This is a genomic window from Krasilnikovia sp. M28-CT-15 (assembly GCF_047159595.1).
GTDB lineage: Bacteria > Actinomycetota > Actinomycetes > Mycobacteriales > Micromonosporaceae > Actinoplanes.
This window is the reverse complement of record NZ_BAAGAK010000001.1, coordinates 3,837,866-3,860,022: the sequence shown is the minus strand read 5'-3', so window position 1 is coordinate 3,860,022 and position 22,157 is coordinate 3,837,866. Positions and strand designations below refer to the sequence as shown.

Annotated in this window: 20 protein-coding genes and 1 riboswitch; of the genes, 10 read left to right on the top strand and 10 right to left on the bottom strand. The window is 74.0% G+C overall.

Annotation, left to right across the window (positions count from 1 at the left end):
* Positions 1-436: 436 nt before the first annotated feature.
* From ACMCNO_RS17770 to ACMCNO_RS17760, 3 genes are all read left to right on the top strand, one after another.
* Positions 437-2,035, top strand: coding sequence for an IucA/IucC family protein (locus tag ACMCNO_RS17770; protein WP_412750553.1), 1,599 nt, complete (start codon positions 437-439; stop codon positions 2,033-2,035).
* A gap of 88 nt (positions 2,036-2,123) precedes the next feature.
* Positions 2,124-3,734 carry an IucA/IucC family protein gene (locus tag ACMCNO_RS17765; RefSeq protein ID WP_412750552.1) on the top strand — a complete coding sequence of 537 codons (1,611 nt, stop codon included), beginning with the start codon at positions 2,124-2,126 and terminating at the stop codon, positions 3,732-3,734.
* On the top strand, positions 3,721-4,881 hold the full coding sequence (locus tag ACMCNO_RS17760) for an alanine racemase (protein WP_412750551.1): 1,161 nt from the start codon (positions 3,721-3,723) through the stop codon (positions 4,879-4,881). Before ACMCNO_RS17765 ends, ACMCNO_RS17760 begins: the two co-directional genes overlap by 14 nt.
* A gap of 161 nt (positions 4,882-5,042) precedes the next feature.
* On the opposite strand, the gene ACMCNO_RS17755 is transcribed toward ACMCNO_RS17760, so the two are convergent.
* Entirely contained in the window at positions 5,043-5,303 is a 261-nt protein-coding gene (locus ACMCNO_RS17755) for a hypothetical protein (protein WP_412750550.1), read from the bottom strand.
* On the opposite strand from ACMCNO_RS17755, the gene ACMCNO_RS17750 reads away from it, so the two are divergent.
* A complete protein-coding gene (locus ACMCNO_RS17750) occupies positions 5,290-5,583 on the top strand; it encodes a fibronectin type III domain-containing protein (RefSeq protein WP_412750549.1) in 294 nt (97 codons plus the stop codon). The two genes, ACMCNO_RS17755 and ACMCNO_RS17750, sit on opposite strands and share 14 nt — an antisense overlap.
* A 43-nt stretch (positions 5,584-5,626) precedes the next feature.
* Here ACMCNO_RS17750 and def read toward each other — a convergent pair whose 3' ends face one another.
* Positions 5,627-6,121 (bottom strand): peptide deformylase, encoded by a 495-nt coding sequence (def, locus tag ACMCNO_RS17745; protein WP_412750548.1) that lies wholly within the window; start codon positions 6,119-6,121, stop codon positions 5,627-5,629.
* A 35-nt stretch (positions 6,122-6,156) separates the two neighbouring features.
* Positions 6,157-7,350, bottom strand: a complete 1,194-nt coding sequence (locus tag ACMCNO_RS17740; protein WP_412750547.1) for a chorismate-binding protein — start codon at positions 7,348-7,350, stop codon at positions 6,157-6,159.
* A 121-nt stretch (positions 7,351-7,471) separates the two neighbouring features.
* Between ACMCNO_RS17740 and ACMCNO_RS17735 the strand changes: the two genes are divergently transcribed.
* Positions 7,472-7,672 (top strand): DUF5999 family protein, encoded by a 201-nt coding sequence (locus tag ACMCNO_RS17735; RefSeq protein WP_130512629.1) that lies wholly within the window; start codon positions 7,472-7,474, stop codon positions 7,670-7,672.
* A 177-nt stretch (positions 7,673-7,849) separates the two neighbouring features.
* Here ACMCNO_RS17735 and gcvP read toward each other — a convergent pair whose 3' ends face one another.
* Complete coding sequence (gcvP, locus tag ACMCNO_RS17730; RefSeq protein ID WP_412750546.1) at positions 7,850-10,657, bottom strand: aminomethyl-transferring glycine dehydrogenase; 2,808 nt, start codon at positions 10,655-10,657, stop codon at positions 7,850-7,852.
* 74 nt (positions 10,658-10,731) lie between these two features.
* Positions 10,732-10,836: riboswitch (glycine riboswitch) on the bottom strand.
* 215 nt (positions 10,837-11,051) lie between these two features.
* Here gcvP and ACMCNO_RS17725 point away from each other — a divergent pair.
* The 5 genes from ACMCNO_RS17725 (at position 11,052) to ACMCNO_RS17705 (ending at position 17,066) form a co-directional block, all read left to right on the top strand.
* Positions 11,052-12,869 carry a fibronectin type III domain-containing protein gene (locus ACMCNO_RS17725; protein ID WP_412750545.1) on the top strand — a complete coding sequence of 606 codons (1,818 nt, stop codon included), beginning with the start codon at positions 11,052-11,054 and terminating at the stop codon, positions 12,867-12,869.
* Between the two features lie 148 nt (positions 12,870-13,017).
* Positions 13,018-13,371, top strand: a complete 354-nt coding sequence (locus ACMCNO_RS17720; RefSeq protein WP_412750544.1) for a hypothetical protein — start codon at positions 13,018-13,020, stop codon at positions 13,369-13,371.
* A gap of 1 nt (position 13,372) precedes the next feature.
* Positions 13,373-14,011, top strand: a complete 639-nt coding sequence (locus ACMCNO_RS17715; protein WP_412750543.1) for a nucleotidyl transferase AbiEii/AbiGii toxin family protein — start codon at positions 13,373-13,375, stop codon at positions 14,009-14,011.
* 194 nt (positions 14,012-14,205) lie between these two features.
* On the top strand, positions 14,206-14,445 hold the full coding sequence (locus ACMCNO_RS17710; protein ID WP_412750542.1) for a hypothetical protein: 240 nt from the start codon (positions 14,206-14,208) through the stop codon (positions 14,443-14,445).
* A 137-nt stretch (positions 14,446-14,582) separates the two neighbouring features.
* The gene (locus ACMCNO_RS17705; RefSeq protein WP_412750541.1) at positions 14,583-17,066 is read left to right on the top strand and encodes a DEAD/DEAH box helicase; all 2,484 of its coding nucleotides are present in this window, start codon (positions 14,583-14,585) and stop codon (positions 17,064-17,066) included.
* A 7-nt stretch (positions 17,067-17,073) separates the two neighbouring features.
* Here ACMCNO_RS17705 and ACMCNO_RS17700 read toward each other — a convergent pair whose 3' ends face one another.
* The 6 genes from ACMCNO_RS17700 to paaC form a co-directional block, all read right to left on the bottom strand.
* A complete protein-coding gene (locus ACMCNO_RS17700) occupies positions 17,074-17,589 on the bottom strand; it encodes a GNAT family N-acetyltransferase (protein WP_412750540.1) in 516 nt (171 codons plus the stop codon).
* A 193-nt stretch (positions 17,590-17,782) separates the two neighbouring features.
* Complete coding sequence (locus ACMCNO_RS17695) at positions 17,783-18,424, bottom strand: SAM-dependent methyltransferase (protein ID WP_412750539.1); 642 nt, start codon at positions 18,422-18,424, stop codon at positions 17,783-17,785.
* A gap of 154 nt (positions 18,425-18,578) precedes the next feature.
* The gene (locus ACMCNO_RS17690) at positions 18,579-19,601 is read right to left on the bottom strand and encodes a methyl-accepting chemotaxis protein (protein ID WP_412750538.1); all 1,023 of its coding nucleotides are present in this window, start codon (positions 19,599-19,601) and stop codon (positions 18,579-18,581) included.
* Between the two features lie 112 nt (positions 19,602-19,713).
* Positions 19,714-20,772, bottom strand: a complete 1,059-nt coding sequence (gene paaE, locus ACMCNO_RS17685; RefSeq protein ID WP_412750537.1) for a 1,2-phenylacetyl-CoA epoxidase subunit PaaE — start codon at positions 20,770-20,772, stop codon at positions 19,714-19,716.
* Between the two features lies 1 nt (position 20,773).
* Positions 20,774-21,277, bottom strand: coding sequence for a 1,2-phenylacetyl-CoA epoxidase subunit PaaD (gene paaD, locus ACMCNO_RS17680; protein ID WP_412750536.1), 504 nt, complete (start codon positions 21,275-21,277; stop codon positions 20,774-20,776).
* Entirely contained in the window at positions 21,274-22,155 is an 882-nt protein-coding gene (paaC, locus tag ACMCNO_RS17675) for a 1,2-phenylacetyl-CoA epoxidase subunit PaaC (RefSeq protein ID WP_412750535.1), read from the bottom strand. Before paaC ends, paaD begins: the two co-directional genes overlap by 4 nt.
* Between the last annotated feature and the right edge of the window lie 2 nt (positions 22,156-22,157).

Here is a 22,157-nt window from a genome sequence, read left to right as displayed (position 1 = left end):
TCAACCGAGCCGATCGCGAGCGCTCCGCGGACCACCCGGGCGCCGCACATCACCAAGGTCGGCCCCTACGCGCCGCCCATGAGGTTTCGGAGCCGGCAACGCCACCCCCATGACGTGACGCGCACCACACCTGGCCGGATCCGGCGCCCCGAGGGCCCTGCCCCGCTATGGCGGGCACCGGCTCCTCCCCCGCGCTCAACGCCAAGTCTCAGGGGTAGCCGTTGCTTCCTTTTTGGGGTTTGTGGTGTTCAGCGGGCGATGTGCGCTCGCGCACATCGCGTAGGGCGTCCTAGGATGTTTGTGTTCCAGGGACCCGCCGCCGATGTCGCCGGGCACGACGGCAGCCACCCTGCCGCTGTCCGCGCGCCCCGATCGGCCTGCGGGCAGCGGCAGGGCCGCGCGGCACGCGGCGGACCCGTGCCGGGAGAATGAGCGGGTGCCCCAGCCGACCAACCGGCCCACCGCCGACCCGGCGCGCACCCGCGATTCGCTCACCGCGCTGCGCCCCGACCTGCTCACCGCCTACGACGTGGCACTGCCCACCGCGCGAGCCGCCGTACTAGCCCGGCTGATCGGCGCATTCGTCCGCGAATCGCTGCCAGGCGTCCGGGCCGTGCCCAGCGGCGCCGCCGACCTGCGGTGGCGCCTCGACGACGGCCGCGACATGCGCGCCCCCGCCGCCCTCGCGGCGCCGTTCGCCGACGCCCCGGCCGGGCTCACCGTCCACATCGGCACCGCCGCCCACACCGACCCGGGTGAGCTGCTGCGCACCCTGGACCTGCCCCGGGGCGACCGGCTCGCCGCCGAACTGGACGACAGCGTCGCCAACCTCGCCCTGGCCCGCGCCGACCAACCCGCCCCCCACGGCGGCACCCCGGCGCTCAAGGCCGCCGCCGGCGACCCCGACGGGCTCGGCCGCCTCGAACAGGCCGTCGCCGACGGGCACCCCCTGCACCCGTGCTGCCGCACCCGCGCCGGGCTGGACACCGCCGAGGTCCTCGCGTACGCGCCGGAGCACCGCCCGGTGCTGCGGCTGCGCCGCCTGCTGGTTCCCCCCGACCGGTGGTACGGCAACGCCCCACCGATCCTGTACGCCCACCCGTGGCAGGCGCGGCGGCTGCTGGCCGAACACCCGTGGCTGACCGACGACGGCGACACCGCCCCCGCACGGCCGCTGATGTCGCTGCGCACCCTCGCCCCGCTCGGTGGCGGCGACCACGTCAAGACCGCCGTCGACGTCCAGATGACCTCCGCGGTCCGCACGGTCTCCCCCGCCGCGGTGCACAACGGGCCGCCGCTGTCCGCCCTGCTGGCGGAGCTCACCCGGGACCTGCCGCTGACCGTGCTGGCCGAGACCGCAGCCGGCGCCGCCCTGGTCGACGGCGTGCCGGACCGGCGCCTGAGCTACCTGCGCCGCCGCGCCCCGCACGTCGCGCCCGGCGAGACGGTCGTGCCGCTGGGCGCGCTGTCCGCGACCTCACCCGCCGACGGCCGCCCACTGTTCACCGAGGCGATCCGCGACCACGGCGCCGGCCCGTACACATGGCTGGCCGACCTGGCCGGGGTGCTCGTCGCGCCGCTGCTGACGGTGCTGCACCGCGGCGTCGCGCTGGAGGCGCACGGGCAGAACACCCTCGTCGTGCTGCACGCCGGGCGTCCGGTCCGGATCGTGTACCGCGACCTGGGCGGGATCCGGGTCAGTGCGCGCCGGGTACGGGCCGCCGGGCGGGACTGCCCGCCCCTGCACGGCGACCTGCCCACCGACGACGACGCCGTGCTGCGCACCAAGCTGGCCGCGGCCCTGGGGACCGTTCTCGGGGAGTTGGTCGCCGGGCTGGCCCGCCACCACGGCGCGGAGCCCGCCCGGCTGTGGGCGGTGCTGGGCGCCGCGGTCCGCGCCGCCGGCACCCCCGACGCCGCCCGGCTGCTGCAGGATCCGCTTCCGGTCAAGGCCACCACCGCGATGCGGCTGGCCACCGACCCGCTCACCGACAGGTGGGTCCACCTCCCCAACCCCCTGGCAGCCGCCGCATGACCGGCTCGACCGCGGCACGGCCACGGCCCCAGCTCCGCGTCACCGGCCGCGCCGCAGCGCCGCCCCGGCCCCGTCATGGAGGCACCGCATGACCCGAAGTCTGGCCGGGGCGCGGCTGGCGGCCGCGGCCGCGCACGCCGAAGCGGCCCTGGCCGTGCACGCCCCGGAACTCATCGACGGGTTCCTGGCCGCATTGCCCGGCGCCGCCGAGACGGTCGGTCGGCGGCTGCGCGGCGCCCTCGTCCGCGAGGGTCTGGCCGCCGAGTCCGGCGGCGGCCGCAGGCACGGGTTCGGGCGCGTCGAGTACGACCGGGCGGACGCCGCCGACCCGGCCGAACTGCTCCCCGCCGGGCTGCCCGGCAACGCCGCCGGATTCGCCGCCGAGCTGCGCAACGCCGTGGTCAACCTGGCCATCGCGCAGGCCCGCGCGGGCGCGCACCCGGTGACCGGCGACAACCCGGACGCCGCCGCGCTGCGCCTGGAACGGCTCGCCGTGGCGGGACACAACCTGCACCCGTGCGGACGCACCCGCCTCGGCTGGGACACCACCGACGTGCTCGCCCACGACCTGGAGGCCGGGCACACCACGATCGGGTTCGTGGCCGTACGCGCCGACGCGCACCTGGGCGACGACCTCGGCGCCGCCCTGGCGGCCGCGTACCCGCAGCTACCGGCCGCCCCGCCGGGCTACCGGCTGCAGCCGGTGCATCCGTGGCAACGCGACACCGTGCTGCCCGAGCGCCACGGTGACCTGCTGCGGGCGGGGGCCGTGCGCATCCTCGACGCGGAACTGGACGCGGCGCCGACCGCGGCGCTGCGCACCCTGCTGCTGCCCCCGGCCGCCGACGGGCGGCGCCACTACGCCAAGGTGTCGCTGGACATCCAGGTCACCTCGACGCGGCGCAGCATCAGCGTGGCCAGCACCCGCAACGGACCGGCGATCGCCCGGCTGCTGGCCGCGCTGCTGGCCGACGACCCGGACGGCGGGCGGCTGCTGCTGATGGCCGAGACCGCGGGCGCGGCCGTACCGGCCGGCGGCCGGGACGTGTCGGCCATCCTGCGCGACGGGCTCACCGGACGTCTCGCCCCCGGCGAGCGGGCCGTGCCCGGCGGGGCCCTGCCGGAACTCGCCGCGGGGCTGGCCACCGCGTCCGGGCTGGGGCCGCGCGGCTGGCTGTCCGCGTACGCGCGGCTGCTGCTGCCGCCCCTACTGCGGCTGGCCGCGCGCGGCGCGGCCCTGGAAGCGCACCTGCAGAACTGCCTGCCGACCTTCGTGGACGGCCGGCCGCACCGCCTGGCCGTGCGCGACTTCGCCGGGCTGCGGCTGCACCCGGGACGGCTCGCCGCGGCCGGGCACACCGTCGCGCTGTGGCCGGGCTCCGTGGTGGCCACCGGCGACCCCGACGTGCTGCGCGCCAAACTCGGCTACACCGCGCTGCAGGCCCACCTCGGCGAGCTGATCATCCGGCTCGCCGGGACGCACGGGCTGGACGAGGACGCCGCCTGGCGCGAGGTCCGCGCCGTGGTCGACGACACGTACGCCGGGCTCGGCGCGACCGGGCTCGGCGAGGTCGCCCGCGCCGACCACGCCGCGTTCACCGCCCCGGCGATGGCCCACAAGGCCCTGGTCCGGATGCGGCTGCACGGCGACGGCGACGCGTACGTGCCCGTACCGAATCCGCTGCATGCGCGCGCCTGAGCGGGTCACCGCCGCGCTGCGGGCCCTGCCGCATCCGGTGTGCGCGTACGTCTACGACACCGCGGCGGCACGGAAGCGCGCCGCCGCGGTCCGCGCCGCCCTGCCCCCGGCCGCGACCCTGCTGTACGCGGTGAAGGCCAACGGTCATCCGGCGCTCATACAGACGCTGGCCGCGGCCTGCGACGGCCTGGAGGTGGCCAGCGGTGGCGAACTCGCGCTGGCGGTGGCTGCGGGCGCCCGCCGGATCGTGTTCGGCGGCCCGGCCAAGACCGACGCGGAGCTGGCCGCCGCCTTGGCCGCGGGCGCGCAGGTCAACGTCGAGAGCGGGCACGAGCTGCGCCGCCTCGACGCCGCGGCGCGGGCCGCGGGCCGGATCGCCGACATCACGGTACGGGTCAACCGGGCGGGCGCCGCGCTGTCCGGCAGCCACGCCATGACCGGCACGGCCACCCCGTTCGGCGTCGACGAACGCGACCTGCCCGACGTGCTGGCCCTGGCGGCCGCCCTGCCCACGATCCGCGTGCACGGCTTCGGTCTGCACGCGGTCTCCAACAACCTGGACGCGTCCGCGCACGCCGCATTCGTCGCCGACGCGCTGGCCTGGTCCCGTGCCCGCGCCGCGGCGCACCGCGTCGACCTGCGGGTGGTCAACGTCGGCGGCGGACTCGGCGTCGACTACACCGGCGACGCCACGATCGATCTCGCCGCGCTGCGCACCGGCCTGGCCGGGCTCGACCCCACCGGCCTCGACCTGATCGTCGAACCGGGCCGGATCCTGACCGCCGACGCGGGCTGGTACGCCGCCGAGGTGCTCGACCTCAAACACACCCACGGCCGCTGGTTCGCGGTGCTGCGCGGCGGCACCCACCACTTCCGGCTGCCCGCCGCGTGGGGCTACAGCCACCCGTTCGCCGTGCTGCCCGTCGACGACTGGCCGTACGACTGGGCGCGTCCCGAGGTCCGCGACGTCGCCGTGGACGCGGTCGGGGAACTGTGCACCCCCCGCGACGTGCTGGCCCGCGGCCACCCGGTGACCCGGCTGCGGGTCGGCGACGTGCTGGTGTTCGCCCGCACCGGCGCGTACGGCTGGGACATCTCCCACCACGACTTCCTGCGCCACCCACCCCCGCACTTCGTGGTGATCTGAGCCCGCCGGTACCCGGCCCCCGGGGCGTGGCGCTCAGCCCCGGCCCCCTGGTGGCCGATGGTGACGCCGACGCCTACTGGTCGACGGGAAGGGGAATCCGCGGTGATCCGCCGTACGGTCGTGCTCTGCGCCGTTCTGCCGTTCGCCCTGAGCGGATGTGCTCAAGGCTCACCCACACAGGCGCCGGCCCCCGCGGCCACGCCGCCCGGGCAGAGCTGGATCGTCGTGGCGACCGGCGCCAGCCCAGGCGCGTCGCCGACATCGACGGCATCCAGGACGCCGACCACGTCCAGCCCCAGCCCCGCGGCGTCGGCGACGCCCGGCTCACCGTCCCCGGCGGCCACCGTGCGGCCCTCGGGCACCCCGTGTGTCGGGGCGCACAAGGCCGGCGCGATCTCGGTCGCCTCGGTGACGGCGGGCACCACCTCCGCGGTCGTCAGCTGGTACCACCCCGGCGACGTATCCGTCGTCGCCTACCGCGTCACGGCGATCTCCCAGGATCTTGTGGAGGGGCAGCAGCCGCAGCTGCCGTGGACCGTGGTCACGCCGGAGCCCGGCTGCCACACCATCACGGCCACCGTCGCCGGCCTGCAGCCGCACACCCGGTACGTCTTCCCGGTCAACGCGGACCGGGTGTCGACGACCCTGGACGGCACCCAGAGCCTGACGGTCGCCCGTTCGCGCGTCGTCAGCACCGCCTAGCGGTCACGCGCCGGTGGCCGTTCGCCAGGACGGCCGCACGGGGTCAGCGGCGCGCCGGCCAGGTGCGGCGCAGCTCGCGCAGGGCCCGGCGGCGGGTGTCCCCGGTGAGCGCGTCCAGATACAGCCGCCCGTCGAGATGGTCGGTCTCGTGCTGCAACGCCCGCGCCAGCAGGCCCGCGGCGTGAATCGTCACGGGCTCGCCGTGCCGGTCGACGCCGTGCGCGGTCACCGTGGCCGCCCGCCGGGTCGCGAAGCCCAGCCCGGGCAGCGACAGGCAGCCCTCCTCGTCCTCGCTGACCCCGGACAGCTGCGACAGCACCGGATTCACCAGATGCCCGACCCGGCCCGCGACGTTGAACGAGAACACCCGCAGGCTCACCCCGATCTGCGGTGCGGCCACCCCGGCGCGCCCCGGCTCGCGCACCGTGTCCTCCAGGTCGGTGACCAGGGCGTCCAGCTCCCGGTCGAACGCCGTCACCGGCTGCGCCGCCACGCGCAGCACCGGATCGCCGTACCGGCGGATCGGACGTACCGTCATGCGTCTCTCCCTGATCGAAAACGTACCGCCACGGGTCAGCCGGCCAGGGCCGCGCGGATCGGGGCGGCCTTCGCGGCGGCCTCGTCCACCTCGGCGACCGGGTCGCTGCCCCACGTGATGCCGCCACCGGCCCACGCGTGCACCCGGGCCCCGTCGACCGCGACCGTGCGGATACTCAACCCCAGATCCACGTGATCCGGGCCGACCCAGCCGAGCGCACCCATGCTCACTCCCCGGCCCACCGGCTCCCACCCGGCGATCTGCCCGAGCGCGGCCAGCTTCGGCGCCCCGGTCACCGACCCACCAGGACACACCGCCCGCAACAGCTCCGGAAGGGCGAGCCCACCGGTCAGCGGCGCCGACACCACCGACTCGGCCTGCCACAGCCCGCACCAGCGGCGCACCGCGAACAACTCGTCCACCCGCACCGGACCCACCCCCGGCAGCCGGGCAAGGTCGTTGCGTTCCAGGTCGACGATCATCACGTGCTCGGCGCGTTCCTTCGCTGAGTCCAGCAGCTCCCGCCGGCCCGCCTCGGTCGCCGGCCGGGTGCCCTTGATCGGGCGGGTGATCACCCGGCCGTCACGCACCTGCACCAGCGTCTCCGGCGACGCACACGCGATCGCCCAGCCGTCACCCGCCAGCACGCCGCCGTACCGGGCCCCCGGCAGCGCCGCGACCCGGGCCAGCGCCGCCGCCGGATCCCCCGTGTACGGCGCGCTGGCATGCCCCACGAGATTCACCTGGTACACGTCACCGCGGGCGATCGCCTCCCGCACCCCGGCCACCGCCGCCGCGTGCTGCGTCCGCGACCAGCTCTCCACCCAGGCACCCACGGAGAACGCGCCACCCGCGGTCGGGGTTTCCGGGCGGCCGTGGGTGTACAGCACCGCGACCACGTCGGGGATGCCGGGCACCGGGGTGGGTGCCCCGGCCGGTCCCCCGGCCAGCACCGCACCGGCGGCAGCGGACACATACACCGCCGCGCCGCACAGGGTGCCCGTTGCGTCCGGATGCGCACTCCGCGCGGGCATGTGAACGTCTCGCACGGGCAGTCCGTTATCGATGAGGAAGCCGGTAAGAAGCTCGGCAGGGTCACCGCCGTCAGCGAGAAACCACGCGAAAGAATGTGACGGACGGTGACGGCCCCGGCAACGCGCCGGAGCGCCCGGCGGCGACCAGACCGGAGGTGTCGGAAAGTGGTCGGGAAACTCACTTTCGCGGACCATGGGTACCGAGGACTCTGTCAATGCGACGCCGTCACTTCCTCGATCCGGCCTCGTTCGGATTGAGGTAATCTTCCTCACCGTCCTTGTGAATCATCACACAGCAGCGACCGGAGAACCTTCGATGTGCCAGCACCAACCCCCCTGCCCGTCCGCCGACGCCGTCGATCGCGACGCCGCCCGGATCGTCGCCACCTTCTGCGAGCAAGGCTGGAGCCTGCTCTGCAACGGCGTGATCCTGTTCGAGGACACCGGAGAGATCCTGCCCGATGGCACCATGATCGAACCGCACCGGGGACCCGCCCGGCACGCGCTCGCCGCCTGACCCCGGCGAGCCCGGCGCGCACCCGCGCCAACACAGAACGTCACCGCCGAGACGGTTTCGGCGGCGAACCCCGGGACGTGGCTACCACGCACCCCCGCGCCGACCAGACGGCCACCGACCCCCGCGAGCGCAGCACCGACCCGCGCGGGGCCGGCGAGCCGTCGGCCAGAGATTTCCTCAGTCCTCGAACGCCTCCGGCGGCGGACACGCGCACACCAGGTTGCGGTCCCCGTACGCGCCGTCGATGCGCCGCACCGGCGGCCAGTACTTCGCCGCCCGGTCCACCCCGTCCGGGTACGCCGCCACCGACCGCGCATACGCATGCGACCACTCGTCCGCCGTCACACTCGCCGCCGTGTGCGGCGCATTCACCAGCGGATTGTCGTCGCGCGGCCACCGCCCCGCCCCCACCGCGTCGATCTCCTCGCGGATCGCGATCATCGCCGCGCAGAACCGGTCCAGCTCCGCCAGGTCCTCGCTCTCGGTCGGCTCCACCATCAACGTCCCCGCCACCGGGAACGACATCGTCGGCGCGTGGAACCCGTAGTCGATCAGCCGCTTCGCCACATCGTCCACACTGATCCCCGTCGCCTTCGTCAACGGCCGCAGATCCAGGATGCACTCGTGCGCCACCAGGCCGTCGTTGCCCGCGTACAGCACCGGGTAGTGCTCCCGCAGGCGGGCCGCCACGTAGTTCGCCGACAACACCGCCACCGACGTCGCCGCGGCCAGCCCGTCCGGGCCCATCATCCGCAGATACGCCCACGAGATCGGCAGGATCCCCGCCGAACCGTGCGCCGCCGACGACACCGCGTGCTCCCCCGACGCCGACAGCGGATCCCCGGGCAGGAACTCCGCCAGATGCGCCCGCACCGCCACCGGGCCCACCCCGGGACCGCCACCACCGTGCGGAATACAGAACGTCTTGTGCAGATTCAGATGCGACACGTCCGCCCCGAACCGGCCCGGCTTGGCGAAACCGACCAGCGCGTTCAGGTTCGCACCGTCCACATACACCTGACCGCCCGCGTCGTGCACCTTCGCGCACAGATCCGCGATGCCGCTCTCGTACACCCCGTGCGTCGACGGGTACGTCACCATGATCGCCGCCAGGTCGTCACGGTGCGCCGCGATCTTGCGGTCGAGGTCCTCGGCGTCCACATTGCCGTTCGCGTCACACGCCACCACCGCGACCCGCATGCCCGCCATCACCGCGCTCGCCGCGTTCGTGCCGTGCGCACTCGACGGGATCAGGCACAGGTCCCGGTGCGCCTCGCCCCGCGCACGGTGGTAACCGCGGATCGCCAGCAACCCCGCCAGCTCACCCTGCGAACCCGCGTTCGGCTGCACACTCACCGCGTCGTAACCGGTCAGCTCCGCCAGCCAGCCCTCCAGCTGCGCGACCAGGGCCTCGTACCCCGCGGTCCGCGAACGCGGCGCGAACGGGTGGACGTCCGCGAACGCAGGCCACGTCACCGGCTCCATCTCGGTGGTCGCGTTCAGCTTCATCGTGCACGACCCCAGCGGAATCATGCCCCGGTCCAGCGCGTAGTCCCGGTCGGACAACCGGCGCAGGTAGCGCAGCATCCCCGTCTCCGAATGATGCGTACGGAACACCGGATGCGTCAGGAAGTCACTCTCGCGCCGCAACGACGCCGGAATCGCCGACCCCACTCCCGCCACCGGCACCGCCCCGAACGCGGCCAGCACCGCCGCCACATGCGCCTCGGTCGTGGTCTCGTCGCACGCCACCGACACCCGGTCCGCGTCCACCCGCCACAGATCCACACCCGCCGCCGCGGCCGCCGCCACCACCGCGTCCGCGCGGCCCGGCACCACCGCGGTCACCGTGTCGAAGAACTCCGCGGTCGCCACCCGCACCCCGGCCGCGTCCAGCCCGGCCGCCACGGCCGCCGCCCGCTCATGGGTACGCCGCGCGATCACCCGCAACCCGTCCGGCCCGTGGTACACCGCGTACATGCTGGCCATCACCGCCAGCAGCACCTGCGCCGTACAGATGTTGCTGGTCGCCTTCTCCCGCCGGATGTGCTGCTCACGGGTCTGCAACGCCAGCCGGTACGCGGGCGCGCCGTCCGCATCCTTCGACACCCCGACCAACCGGCCCGGCAGCGACCGCTCCAGACCCGCGCGCACCGCCAGATAGCCCGCGTGCGGGCCGCCGAAGCCCAGCGGCACCCCGAAGCGCTGCGTCGTGCCCGCCGCGATGTCCGCCCCGATCTCGCCGGGCGCCCGCAGCAGCGTCAACGCCAGCAGATCCGCCGCCACCGTCACCAGGGCACCACCCGCATGCGCCGCCGCCACCAGAGCGGCATGGTCGCGCACCGCACCCGACGCCCCCGGGTACTGCAGGTGCAGGCCGAAGAACTCCTCCGGCAGCGCGTCGGCGGCGTCCAGATCCACCAGCCGCACCTCGATGCCCAGCGGCTCCGCCCGGGTCCGCAGCACCGACAGCGTCTGCGGCAACGTGTCCGCGTCCACCACGTACACATCGCTCTTGCTCTTGGACGCACGCCGGGCCAGCGTCATCGCCTCCGCGGCCGCGGTGCCCTCGTCCAGCATCGACGCGTTCGCCGTCGTCAGCCCGGTCAGGTCCGTGACCATCGTCTGGAAGTTCAGCAGCGCCTCCAGCCGGCCCTGACTGATCTCCGGCTGATACGGGGTGTACGCCGTGTACCACGCCGGGTTCTCCAGCACGTTGCGGCGGATCACCGCGGGGGTGAAGGTGCCGTAGTAGCCCAGGCCGATCATGGAGGTGGCCAGCGTGTTGCGGGCCGCGATCGCGCGCAGTTCGGCGATCGTCTCCTCCTCGGAAGCCGCCTCCGGCAACGCCAGCCGCCCGTGCCAGCGGATCACCTCGGGGATCGCGGCGTCCATCAGCTGCTCCATCGAGCCGTACCCGATGCGCTTGAGCATCTGGTCCTGCTCGTCCGGATCCGGACCGATGTGGCGGGCTGCGAACGTCATGGCGGGCTCCTGCTGCAGAGAAGGTCGACGAAGCAACCTCCCCCTCTGTCGCACCCAGGGGGCACTCCAGAGCGCCTGCCCCCGCGGTCCTTTTGCCTGAGAGGTTCCGGGGAGGATTTGCCCCTTCGGCGCCGCCGGGGCCGTGGGGACGGCCCGACGATCTCTCCCGCGTGGGTGGTGCCGGCTGCGCACCAAACTACCAGCGCCGGCCCCGCATGCACGGTCACCGGGGTGGCGGGTGTGACCTACCCGCCAGCCACCCGGCGCGCCCTGCCGCGGCGGACCACCTCAAGCCGCCCCGAAGAACCGCTCAAGAAGGGGTCAAGATCGGCGACCGGCCACCGATCAGTTCCGGCACTGAACCAGAGACGCCCGTTCCGACCCCGGGAGCACAATGCCGCACCGCACCACGACACCGGCCCGCATCCTCGCGGGCGCCGCCACCGGCCTGCTGGCCGCGGCCCTGCTGCCGGCCGTGCCGGCCGCCGCCGACCCCGTCAGCTGGACCGCCTGCGCCGACGAGACCGCGACCGAATGTGTCGCCGAGGCCGTCCTCACCCCGCTCGGCGGCGTACCGGCGCCCCTGGCACAGTTCGGCCTCACCGCCTCCGCGGAGCTGACCTACGGGCGACTGAGCTGGGCGGTCGACGGCTGGGCCGGCCAGCCCGCGAACGTGGTCGGCGGCCGGCTCAGCCTCACCGTGCGCACCGGGTCGTGGCGCCCCGGCTTCACCATCGCGACCGCGGACGACCTGGCAGTCACCCCGGGTGGAGACTCCGACAACTGGTCCCTCACCGTGACGGGCCGCCCGGCCCACGTCGACTGGGTCACCGGCGACATCACCGCAGACCCCGACGAGATGGCCGACCCGGCCGCCAGCGGCGCGCACTTCAGCGGCACCACCAACGCGGACGACCCCTACGGCTACAACGCCTTCGGCGACGGCGCGTACCTCACCACCACCGCCCAGTCCCGCCCGTTCGGCATGGACTACAGCGCGGGGGGCGACGCGGCCCGCTTCCACCTGCAGGGCATGTTGCGCAACCCCCATCTCGACGCCGGCGGGCGGCCGGTACCCGGCTCGTTCACCCTGTGGCTGCCCGGGAGCTGGTTCACCGGCCGCGGCACCACCGCCGAGGACGCCGTCGACACCGGCTTCGACCTGGTCGACACCGCCCGGTCCCTGCTCAGCGTGCCCATCACCGCCGCGCTGCGCGACGGCGGCGTCGAGCTGCACACCGACGATCTGGAGTACGGCACGCCGTCGCCGTACCCGTTCATCTACCTGCGGCCCAGCGGCGCCGACGGGCACGCGCGGCCCGGCGCCCCGACCGACGTGGACGCCACCGGCGCACCCGGGAAGATCACCGCGACCTGGAGTGCGCCCGACAGCAACGGCGGCCTGCCGGTGACCGGGTACACCGTCCGGGCGTTCACCGAACCGGAGGGCGGCTCCCTCGCGGGCACCTGCCGAGTCGTGCCGGTCGGCGACGACGGCACCTCCTGCACCGTCAACGGCCTCACCGCGAACGAGACCTACTACCTCGCGGTCAGCGCCGGCAACGCCCTCGGCGAAGGCCCGTCCCAGGACCAGCGGCACGAGGTCACCGCCGCGACGATCGCCAGGCCGTCGGCACCGACCGCCGTCCGCGTCACCGCGGGCAAGGGCAGCCTGACCGCGTCGTGGCACGCGCCCGAGTCGGACAACGGCTCCCCGATCACGGCATACACCGCGTACGCGTACCGCGGCGCAGCCAGCCAGAACCTGGTGTCCAGCTGCACCGTCGCGGCCCCCGCGCTCAGCTGCGTGCTGCGGGGGCTCGGCAACGGCGTCGGCTACCACGTCGCCGTCACCGCCACCAACAAGGCCGGGGAGGGCCCGGCGAACGACGCCCGGGTCGCCGGCACACCCCGTACCACGCCCGGGGCGCCCCGGCAGGCGAGCGTGAGCACCAGCCGCGGCAGGGCGCGCGTCAAGTGGGCAGCCCCGGCGTCGACCGGCGGCGCGGCCGTGACCGGGTACCGGGTCCGTGCCTACGGCACCCGCAGCGGCGCCTCGGTGGCGGCGCAGTGCACCACGACGGGCGCGGTGCGCGAGTGCGTGCTGACCGGGCTGAAGGTCGGCCGCACCTACTACGTCTCCGTCGTGGCACTGAACGCGGCGGGATCCTCCGTCGAGGCCAGCCGGATAACGATCTTGATCCGGCGCTGAGTTTCCGCCGCCCGGCGTCCGCCTCTCCCCCGGGGAGGCGGACGCCGGGCGGCGGCGGCCGTTCTGGGTGGCCCCGTGCACGCGCCGTAAGGTGTCCTAGGATTCTAGGAATTGTCTGCCAGGGCCGGAGACGGTCTACCCTGGCCACATGCCCGCCACCGCGCGCGACACCCCCGTCGCCCATCTGGCCCGGCCCCACCGTCCGGTCCTCGTGGCCGGTACCCTGCACGAACTCACCGGTCCCGAACACGGCCTCGTCGAACTGCCGCTGCGACTGTGGTGGAATCCGCACCGCACCTTCGACCTCGACCAGCCCACGATGCGGCTCTGGCTCTACGAGAACGTGCTGCGCGAGGCCGTCCGCGTCGACGAGCTACGCCACCACCTGCACGGCCCCACCCTGGTGCGGCTGTGGCCGGAACTGAACCTGCCCCGCGGCGTACGCGCCGCCTGGGAGGCCCGCCACCCGGCACTGCGCCGCGCCGCCGCGGCCGGTCGCTGAGGTGCCGGTCGACGGCTTCTACGCCGACGTCGCACGGGTCGCGCTGGCGGTTGCGGACAAACACGGCTTCGTCCTGGGCGGCGGTGTGGCGTGGCTGCTCACCGGCCTCGTGCAGCGCCCCACCGAGGACATCGACCTGTTCACCGACACCGACGGCGGGGTCGCCGCCGCGGCCGGCGAGGTCTGTGCCGCGCTCACCGCGGCCGGATACACGGTGCACCGCGAGGCGACCGACGAACTGTTCGCCGGGATGGAGGCCGACCTGCGGGAGTTCACGGTCACCGGACACGGCGGGGCGCTGCGGTTGACCCTGTGCCGGCTCGACCGCCGGCACGCTCCCGTGGTCATGGACCTGGGGCCGGTCATGCACCTCGACGACCTCGTCGCCACCAAGGTCGCCGCCCTGGTCAACCGCCGCGAGGTCCGCGACTACATCGACGTCGCCGCCGCCCTGGGCCGCTACCCGCTCGACCGGGTCCTCGCACTGGCACACGCCGCCGACCCGGCGCTGGAGCACCCCGACATCGCCGCCGCGGGCCGATACCTCGACCGGCTCGACGACGCCCGGTTCGCCGTGTACGGGCTGAGCCCGGACGACGTGCGCACCGTACGGGACCGCCTCGCCGGCTGGCCGCGATAGCCCGGTGTAATCGCCCGGTCGCGAACGGTGGATGTTAACGGCCGCTCAGGGCCACAACTGAGCTCTGCAACCGTTCCGCTGAGGTCTGCAACCGTTCCGCACCCGAGGCCGCACCGGTCCGCAACCCGCTGCACCGAATCTGAAACCTCAGCAAGTCCCCCACAGCAGGTCCCCCACATCAAGGAGCTCCCCCCATGCGCGTGCGGATCGCGTCAACCCTCGCCGTCGTCGCGGCGACGATCGGCTTGGCGGCCACCGCCGCCGGCCCGATCATCGCCGCGTTCGACAGCCAGCCCCCCTCGCACTCCACCACCCAGTCCGTCGAAGCGGGCAAGGGCCGGATCATGCGGGAAACGCCGCCCCCGGCCACCCCGACCGTCACCCCGCCGGCGGCCGGCACCTCGGGCGCGAAGAACGGCAAGCCCGGGAAGTGACCCCTACCGCCGTGGCCGGGCCCGACGGGCCCGGCCACGGCGCTGTCCGGGCCACCGCAGCCGCCCGGCCAGGTCCGGTCGGGCCCGACCCGTCCAGGTCAAGCTGCCCGGGCCCGCCTCGATAGGCTGAGGTAATCATGACGCTCACCGACCGCCTGCCCGGCACCGCCGATCCCGACTCCGTCTTCACCGCCTTCGGCGACTGGGTGAGCGGGCAGGGCCTGACGCTCTACCCGCATCAGGAAGAGGCGCTCATCGAGATCGCCACCGGATCCAACGTCATCCTCAACACCCCCACCGGCTCCGGAAAAAGCCTCGTCGCCACCGGCGCGCACTTCGCCGCGCTGGCCGACGGGCGCACCACGTTCTACACCGCGCCGATCAAGGCGCTGGTCAGCGAGAAGTTCTTCGCCCTCTGCGCGATCTTCGGTGCCAAGCACGTCGGCATGCTCACCGGCGACGCCAGCGTCAACGCCGACGCGCCGATCATCTGCTGCACCGCCGAGGTGCTGGCCAACCTGGCGTTGCGCGAGGGCGCTACCGCCGACGTCGGCCAGGTCGTCATGGACGAGTTCCACTTCTACGCCGAGCCGGACCGCGGCTGGGCGTGGCAGGTGCCGATCATCGAGCTGCCGCAGGCCCAGTTCCTGCTCATGTCCGCCACCCTGGGCGACGTCACCCGCTTCGTCGACGACCTGACCCGGCGCACCGGCCGCGCCACCGCGGTGGTCAGCACCGCCGAGCGGCCCGTGCCGCTGCTGTTCTCGTACGCGATGACCCCGATGCACGAAACCATCGAGGAGCTGCTGAGCACCCGGCAGTCGCCGGTGTACATCGTGCATTTCACCCAGGCCGCCGCGCTGGAACGGGCCCAGTCGCTGATGAGCATCAACATGTGCACCCGCGCCGAGAAGGACGCCATCGCCGCGGCGATCGGCAACTTCCGGTTCACCGCCGGGTTCGGGCGCACCCTCAGCCGGCTCGTACGGCACGGCATCGGCGTACACCACGCCGGCATGCTGCCCAAGTACCGGCGGCTGGTGGAGACGCTCGCCCAGGCCGGACTGCTCAAGGTCATCTGCGGTACGGACACCCTCGGGGTCGGCATCAACGTGCCGATCCGTACGGTGCTGTTCACCGGTCTGTCCAAATACGACGGGGTGCGGACCCGGCTGCTCAAGGCCCGCGAGTTCCACCAGATCGCCGGGCGCGCCGGGCGGGCCGGGTTCGACACCGTCGGCACCGTCATCGTGCAGGCCCCCGAACACGTCATCGACAACGAACGGGCCCTCGCGAAGGCGGGCGACGACCCGAAGAAGCGGCGCAAGGTGGTCCGCAAGAAGCCGCCCGAGGGCACCATCGGCTGGGGGCAGCCCACGTTCGACCGGCTGGTCGCCGCCGACCCGGAACCGCTCACCTCCTCGTTCCTGGTCAGCCACGCGATGCTGCTCAACGTGCTGGCCCGCGGCGGGGACCCGGTCGCCGCCATGCGGCACCTGCTCACGGACAACCACGAGGAACCGGCCGCGCAGCGCCGCCACATCCGGCGCGCCGTCGCGATCGCCCGCGCCCTGCTGGCCGGTGGCGTCATCGAACGCGCCGGCGGCACGTTCCGGCTCGTCGACGACCTGCAGCTGGACTTCGCGCTCAACCAGGCGCTGTCGCCGTTCGCGCTGGCCAGCCTCGAACTGCTGGACCGCGAGTCGCCGGACTACCCGCTGGATGTCGTCAGCGTCATCGAGTCCACCCTGGAGGATCCGCGGCAGGTGCTGTCCGCGCAGCGGCAACGGGCCCGCGGCGAGGCGGTCAACGCGATGAAGGCCGAGGGCATCGAGTACGAGCAGCGCATGGAACTGCTCGAGGAGGTCACCCACCCGCAGCCGCTGCGCGAACTGCTCGAGGCGGCGTACGAGACGTACCGGCGCGGCCACCCGTGGGTGGCCGACCACGAGCTGCGCCCCAAGAGCGTGGTACGCGACATGTACGAGCGGGCCATGACCTTCACCGAGTACGTCAGCTTCTACGGGCTGTCCCGCTCCGAGGGGCTGGTGCTGCGCTACCTGGCCGACGCGTACCGGGCGTTGCGGCAGACCGTGCCCGAGGACACCCGTACCGAGGAACTCACCGACCTCATCGAGTGGCTCGGTGAACTGGTCCGGCAGGTCGACTCCAGCCTGCTCGACGAGTGGGAGCGGCTGCGCAACCCCGGCGCCGAGCCGGTCGAGGCCCGGCTCGACGACAAGCCGCCCGCGGTTACCCGCAACGCCCGCGCGTTCCGGGTGCTGGTGCGCAACGCCCTGTTCCGCCGGGTCGAGCTGGCCGCGCTGCGCCGCCACGCCGAGCTGGGCGAACTGGACGGCGAGTCGGGCTGGAGCGCGGAACGATGGGCCGAGGCCCTGGACGACTACTTCGCCGAGTACGACGAGATCGGCACCGGGCCGGCCGCGCGCGGCCCCGCGCTGTTGCACATCGACGCCGGGGCGCAGACGTGGCGCGTCCGGCAGGTCTTCGACGACCCCGACGGCGACCACGACTGGGGCATCGACGCCGACGTGGACCTCGAGGCCAGCGACGCCGCCGGCGCCGCAGCCGTACGGGTCAGCGCGGTCGGCCCGCACTGACCGGGGCTCACACCCGCGCGAACGGTTCCGCGTACGCGAAGGTGCCCCGTACCCGAGGGTCGTGCGCGGCCAGCGGACGCACCTGGAAGTACGGCTGCCACTCGGCGACCGGTGGCGCGATGCCGTGGTCGGCGGCGGGCACGAACCCGAACCGGCCGTAGTACGCGGGATCGCCGAGCAGGACGACCAGCGGCTCGTCCAGGGCGTCCGCCGCGCCGAGCACCGCATGCATCAGCGCGCTGCCGACCCCGCGCCGCTGGTGGGCGGGGTGCACGCTCAGCGGGCCCAGGCCCAGCGCCGGTGCGGGCCCGACGTGGGCCCGGCTGGCCACCACGTGCCCGGCGACCGCGCCACCCGCGTCGAGAGCGACCAGCGACAGGGCCGGCAGCCACGCAGGATCTGCCCGCAACTCGTCGACCAGGATCGCCTCGACCGGAACGGACTGGCCCGGCCGGGCGAACGCACACGACGTCACCTCGCGCACGGCCGCGGCATCTGCGGGGGTTTCGCGTCGAATCAGCACGTCAGCACTATCGGTGACCCGCCAGGGCGGCGGCAACCGGAATTGCCCGCCGCGGTAGCGGCTTCGGGTACCACGGCCGCGGTAGCGGCTTCGGGTACCACGGCCGCGGTAGCGGCTTCGGGTACCACGGCCGCGGTAGCGGCTTCGGGCACCGCGCGGGGAGCACGCCGGGCCGGGATCCGGCCGACCCCGCTCACGGCGGCGGCGCGGTAGCCCGGCGGCGGACCTTCACGGTGCTGTCGGTGCGGGTCACCGGCCGCCCGTCCGGCCCGTCCTGCACCCGGTGGTGTTCCGCGCACCGCAGGACCTCCCACTCGTGCGGCTCCAGCCGCAGTTCCGCCAGCACCTCGTCGGGCTTCGGCAGACGCAGGTCACCGTGGTCGTGGCCCTCCCGGTCGGCCCAGGGGCCCGGGTCCGCGTGCCCCTCGACCAGGAGCAGGCCACCGGGGGCGACCAGTGCGGCGGCCTCCCGCAGGATCCGTTCCCGGGGCAGGTCGCCGTGCGAATGCAGGAACTGTGCCGACACCAGGTCATACGTCCCGTCCGGCAGCCCGGCGGTCAGGTCCCGATGCTCGAACGTGACACGGTCGGCCACCCCGGCCGCCGCGGCGCCCGCCGCCCCCCGGGCCAGCGCCACCTGGGAGAAGTCCACCGCGGTCACCCGCCAGCCGTGCCTGGCCAGCCAGATCGCGTCCCCGCCCTCGCCGCAACCCAGATCCAGGGCGGTGCCCGGGGGCTCATCGGAGACCTCGCGCACCAGCGCGTCGTTCGGCCGGCCGCTCCACACCCGGTCGCTGCCGGAGTACCGGTCGTCCCAACTTTTCTCGTCGCTCACCACGGCAGCGTGCACCGCCGCGGCGCGATCGCCAACATGCCGTGCCGAACCGGCAAAGCAAGCTTGCCGCGCCGAACCGGAAAGGTCCCGGCCGTGGACCCGCGAAGGTCGACGGCCGGGACCGCAGTTCTCGGCTCGGCGTGGAGCGCTCGGCTCAGACCCGGAAGCGGCCGACCGCCGTCTGCAGCGCCGCACCCGCGGACTTGAGCTCCTGAGTGACCGCGCCGGTCTCCTCCATCGCCGCCGTCGCGTTCGTCCGCGTCTGCGCGATGACGGCCATGGCGTCGGCGATCTCGCCGGCCCGGGCGCTAGCCGCGACGATGCTCTCGGTCATCATCCCGGCGGTGGCGTGCTGCTGCTCGACCGCGCTGGCGATGGTCGTCTGGTACCCGTTGACCCGGTCGATGACCTCGCCGATCTCGGTGATCGAGGAGACCACACCGGACGTGTCGGCCTGGATGGTGCCCACCCGCGCGGTGATGTCCTCGGTGGCCTTGGCGGTCTCCTGGGCCAGGTCCTTGACCTCGCTGGCCACGACCGCGAAGCCCTTGCCCATCTCACCCGCGCGGGCAGCCTCGATGGTGGCGTTGAGGGCCAGCAGGTTGGTCTGCTCCGCGATCGACGTGATGACCTGCACCACGTCGCCGATCTGCGCGGACGACTCGCCGAGCTTGGTCATGATGCGGCTGGCGTCGGCCTGGGCCGCCATGGCGGCGGCGGCGACCGTCACGGCCTCGGAGGCGCTGCGGGAGATCTCCTGGATGCTGGCGCCCATCTCCTGGGAACCGGACGCGAGCGTGGAGATGTTCTCCGACACCTCCTGCGAGGCGCGCAGGACGTTGCCGGACGCCTGCACGGAGTTCTGCGCCCCGATGACCAGCTCGTTGAACAGCTCACCCAGCCGCTGCGCGGCGGTCGACAGCCGGGTCGTTTCGGCACCCGCCTCGCGGACCACCCCGGCGAACGTGTCCAGGACCCCGTTGACCGCGGCGGCCGCCCGCGCGCCCGCCGCACCGCCACGCTCCTCGGCACGCGCGCTGAGGTCACCGGCCGCCGCCCGCTCCAGGACGTCCGTGGTGTGGTCAAGCACGGTGCGCCGCTGCCGGTCGCCGCGAACGACCACCCCCAGGCCCAGGAGGGCGAGAGCCGCCACCGCAGCGAGCAACCAGACAACCATGGGACACTCCCGAATTCGCCGCCGGCACTACGCTGTGGCCGACTCCGGGTTATACATCGGTTGCAACCGGGTCACCCTTGAGCGTTTCCCCTGCCGTGGATCAGCGAGTGGATCAGTCGTCGAAATCCACCATGACCTTGGCGGATGTCGGCGTGGATTGGCAGGTCAGCACGTATCCGGCGGCGACCTCGGCGGGCTCCAGCGCGAAGTTGCGCCGCATCCGCACGTCGCCCTCGAGAACCCGGGCGCGGCAGGTGCCGCACACCCCACCCTTGCAGGCGAACGGCAGGTCCGGACGCGACCGCTGGGCGCCCTCGAGGATCGTGGCGCCCTCGGCCACGGTCACCGTGGTGGAACGGCCGTCCAGCACGACCGTGACCTCGCTGCTGGGGCCGTCGACCGCGGACTCACCGCGCACCGGTTCCGGGGGCGCCTCGTCCACCCAGAACAACTCCCGGTGGACCTGCTCCGAGGCGACCCCGAACTCGCCGAGCACGTGCTGGGCGTCGGTGACCATCCCGAACGGTCCGCAGAGCCACCAGTGATCCACCCCCGGCACGTCGATGAGCAGGGGCAGCAGGGTGCGCAACTTCGCCGCGTCGAGCCGTCCGGTCAGCAGGTCCACCTCGCGGGCCTCCCGCGACAGCAGGTGGATCAGCTCCAGCCGGGACGGGTGGGCGTCCTTCAGGTCGGCCAGCTCCTCGGCGAACATCACCGTCTCGGCCCGGCGGTTGCCGTACAGGATGCCGACCTGGGCGTCGGAGTGGCTCAGCAGCGACGCCGCGATGGACAGCAGCGGGGTGATGCCGGATCCGGCGCCGATCAGCACGTGCCGTCCGCCGGCGTCGAGGTCGGGGGTGAACGTCCCGGAGGGCGCGGCGACCTCCACCTCGTCGCCCGGGTGCACCTCGTGCACCAGCCAGCGCGACACCAGGCCGCCGGGCACCTCCCGCACCCCGATGCGGGGCGCGGCGCCCACCGGCGCGCAGATGGAGTACGTGCGGCGCTCGTCGGCGTCGCCGACCCGGTGCCGCACCGTCAGCGACTGCCCGGGGCGGAACGCGTAGGAGTCAGCCAGCTCGGGCGGCACGTCGAAGGTGACCGCCACCGCGTCGGCGCACAGCCGCTCCACGGCCGCCACCCGCAGCGCGTGGAACTCGCCAGCGGCCACGTCAGATCTCCTTCACGTGCTCGAACGGTTCCCGGCAGGCCGGGCAGCGGCGCAGCTCACGGCAGGCGGTCGCGCTGAACGCGGACACCTGCTCGGTGCCCGGATGCCCGCACCGGGGGCACGCCACCGCCCGCGGACCGGGGCCCAGCACGAGCGGCACCGGGCCGCTGGGCCGCCGGGGCGCGGGGCCGGGCGGCGAGATCCCCTCGGCGAGGAGCTTGCCCCGGCCCGCCTCGGTGATCCAGTCGGTGGTCCAGGCCGGTGTCAGCACCGTACGCACCTCGACCTCGGCGAACCCGGCGGCGCGCAGCGCGCCCCGCAGGTCGGCGTGGATCGCCTCCATGGCCGGGCAGCCCGAATAGGTGGGGGTGACCGTCACCACGACCCGGCCGTCCACCTCGTCGACGCCGCGCAGAATGCCGAGGTCGGCCAGGGTCAGCTGGGGCAGTTCCGGGTCGGTGACCGTGGCCGCGACTGCCGCGGCGGTGACTGTCGGGGCGTTCACCACGCACCCCCGGGCACGGATCGGGCCAGCGCCTGCAGCTCCTCGAGGATCTCGGTCAGCGCCGGGGAGTGCTGACCGTGCCGCCCGGCAGCGGCGACGGCCCCGGCCGCCGGCTGGGCCGCCGGAGTCAGCGTGGCCGCGGTGAGTACCTGAGCGAGGACGGCGTCGAACTCGTCGCGCAGTACCGCAGGGTCCACCGCGAGACCGTCCGACGCCAGGTCCGACTCGACCGGATGGGACTGGAACAGCTCGCCGGCCAGCGGCAGCACCGCCTCGACGGCGGCCCGCATACGCTCGTGCGACAGCGCGGTGCCGTCGCCGAGCCGTACCACCCACTGCGCCGCCCACTCGCGGTGGTACGTCAGCTCCTTCACACCCTTGGCGGCGATCGCGGCCAGCATCGGGTCACGGGTGGCGGCGAGCCGGTCGAACAGCGCCAGCCGCCACGTGGCGAACACCAGCAGCCGCGCGACCAGGTGGGCGAAGTCGGCGTCCGTCCGCTCGGCCAGGCACACGTTGCGGAACTCGTGGGCGCCGCGCAGGTACGCCAGCGCGTCCTCGTCACGCCCGGCGCCCTCGACCTGACCGGCCCGGGTGAGCAGCAGCCGCGCCTGGCCGAGCAGGTCCAGCCCGATGTTGGCCAGCGCGAGCTCGTCCTCCAGCTCCGGCGCACAGGTCACCCACTGCTGCAGCCGGTGCGACATGATCAGCGCGTCGTCGCCGAGCATGAGGCAGTACGCGGCCAGCCGCTCCCGGTCCACCCCCTCGGGCACGGCGGTGTCCACCCCGGACAGCGGATCGGCGAACCCCGTCCCGTACGCCCAGCGGGCATCGTCCTCGTGGTCGGTGAGCGCCTCGTAGGCGACGTCGAAACCCATGG

Excerpts from the sequence above, each read along its gene's own strand:
- ACMCNO_RS17765 (WP_412750552.1), top strand. The coding sequence starts at position 2,124 with ATGACCCGAAGTCTGGCCGGGGCGCGGCTGGCGGCCGCGGCCGCGCAC.
- ACMCNO_RS17760 (WP_412750551.1), top strand. The coding sequence starts at position 3,721 with ATGCGCGCGCCTGAGCGGGTCACCGCCGCGCTGCGGGCCCTGCCGCAT.
- def (WP_412750548.1), bottom strand. The coding sequence starts at position 6,121 with ATGACGGTACGTCCGATCCGCCGGTACGGCGATCCGGTGCTGCGCGTG.
- ACMCNO_RS17740 (WP_412750547.1), bottom strand. The coding sequence starts at position 7,350 with ATGGTCCGCGAAAGTGAGTTTCCCGACCACTTTCCGACACCTCCGGTC.
- ACMCNO_RS17735 (WP_130512629.1), top strand. The coding sequence starts at position 7,472 with ATGTGCCAGCACCAACCCCCCTGCCCGTCCGCCGACGCCGTCGATCGC.
- gcvP (WP_412750546.1), bottom strand. The coding sequence starts at position 10,657 with ATGACGTTCGCAGCCCGCCACATCGGTCCGGATCCGGACGAGCAGGAC.
- ACMCNO_RS17725 (WP_412750545.1), top strand. The coding sequence starts at position 11,052 with ATGCCGCACCGCACCACGACACCGGCCCGCATCCTCGCGGGCGCCGCC.
- ACMCNO_RS17720 (WP_412750544.1), top strand. The coding sequence starts at position 13,018 with ATGCCCGCCACCGCGCGCGACACCCCCGTCGCCCATCTGGCCCGGCCC.
- ACMCNO_RS17710 (WP_412750542.1), top strand. The coding sequence starts at position 14,206 with ATGCGCGTGCGGATCGCGTCAACCCTCGCCGTCGTCGCGGCGACGATC.
- ACMCNO_RS17705 (WP_412750541.1), top strand. The coding sequence starts at position 14,583 with ATGACGCTCACCGACCGCCTGCCCGGCACCGCCGATCCCGACTCCGTC.
- ACMCNO_RS17690 (WP_412750538.1), bottom strand. The coding sequence starts at position 19,601 with ATGGTTGTCTGGTTGCTCGCTGCGGTGGCGGCTCTCGCCCTCCTGGGC.
- paaC (WP_412750535.1), bottom strand. The coding sequence starts at position 22,155 with ATGGGTTTCGACGTCGCCTACGAGGCGCTCACCGACCACGAGGACGAT.